This is a genomic window from Flavobacterium cyanobacteriorum (genome assembly GCF_002251835.1).
Lineage (GTDB): Bacteria > Bacteroidota > Bacteroidia > Flavobacteriales > Flavobacteriaceae > Flavobacterium > Flavobacterium cyanobacteriorum.
In genome coordinates, this window is record NZ_NOXV01000062.1 from 1 (window position 1) to 1,437 (window position 1,437).

The following is a 1,437-nucleotide window of genomic DNA, read 5'->3' on the forward strand; positions in this document are numbered from 1 at the left end:
CCGTCTCCTGTATCCAGCCTCGGGTTAATCGGGGTGGTCTACAGGGTGTAATCGCCTTACTTTTGTTGCTGGTGGCGGTGGCGCATTGGGTATGGAAACGGCTATAAATAAAACCACCTTCGGGTGGTTTTATTTATTTTTTTAATTGTTTTGTAAAATATCTTATGGGTTGCTTTCTTCCAATAAACCAGTTGTCAAATCATACTTTTCTCCGCCCATATTAATGTATTCTAATTTTTTATTACTTATTTTTTTTAATCTAAAATTTATTGCATTCAATGTTAATTTGTTTTTTTCTGTGGAGACTATAAATTTAACAAGATAGTTTTTATCTGACTTTAATTTGCGAGGATTGATATACGGAGTTAAGTAATAATCTGTTGGAGACATTTTTAGATTTTTTTCAAAATCATAGTCAAACGTTATAAAAATTGGAGATGATGTTCCTACAGTCTTTCTGAATTCAGTAATATGATTTTCCATTATTGTATCTAAAAGCGTTTTACTTTGTGAGAAACAAGTAAAACTTAAAAGTGATACAGCGATTAATATGATATTCTTCATGAGATTATTTTTTAGGTGTAACAAAGTATTTCTGAGGCACTATTGCTTGCACACCAGTTTTTGTATTATAAATATAGACTTTTCCTGAAGCCCTATCAAAAACATAATCCGTTCGGCCTGACGACCTACTGGGATTAACATCTTTACTTCCTCCTGTTGAAGGAGCCCCTGCAAAACTAGCATTTTTTATTTCTCCACTCATTTGAATAGTATTTGAACCTCCAACTTTTCCAGTTTGTACAGTTCCACTAGGATGTGAATGAAAAGTGGATTTGGTATCTTCATTAATAGTATGACTAATGCTTCCTTCTGCTCCCTCCAGTATCGGATTTACAACAGGTCCAGGAGGCGATTCCGCAACGACTCCACTGTTAGAAATTGTACCTCCATATTCTCTATTATTGGCAGGTGATGTTCCTCCGTTTCCGTTATCTTGATTTACTATATCAACCATTGATTGTCGTGTATTTGCATTACCTTCAATTTCAACACTGTTTTTGTAAGCAATGTCGTTTGATTGAAAGGCAGCGGTATTACCAGAATTTGCTTTGATAAAATCTATGGTGGCATTTCTATCAGATTTACTTATACCATCTGAAGCAACTCCAGAATCAAATTTCTTTCGTGTTGTCTTTATAACATAAACTTTACCGTCATCTATTCCATCATTACCTACATTCTCTCCATCCTCATTAATAAATATTCCTGCTCCAGCTTGCATCCCATCTGGGTCAATAAAATAGATTGGATTATTATAACAATAGGTATAAGGCGACCACCTCCTTGAAACCTCCGCCAGCGGGTCAATGTTATGCCATCTGCCCAATGCAGGGTCATAATTCCTTGCCCCATAGTCATACATGTTAAGACCCA

2 protein-coding genes are annotated in these 1,437 nt (G+C 35.6%); both read right to left on the minus strand.

Going from position 1 to position 1,437, the window contains the following annotated elements; genetic code table 11:
- Nucleotides 1-162 precede the first annotated feature (162 nt).
- Nucleotides 163-564 carry a hypothetical protein gene (locus CHU92_RS00590; protein ID WP_094411556.1) on the minus strand — a complete coding sequence of 134 codons (402 nt, stop codon included), beginning with the start codon at nucleotides 562-564 and terminating at the stop codon, nucleotides 163-165.
- A gap of 4 nt (nucleotides 565-568) precedes the next feature.
- The coding region (locus tag CHU92_RS00595; protein ID WP_129582959.1) for an RHS repeat-associated core domain-containing protein at nucleotides 569-1,437 on the minus strand (869 nt) is incomplete at its 5' end.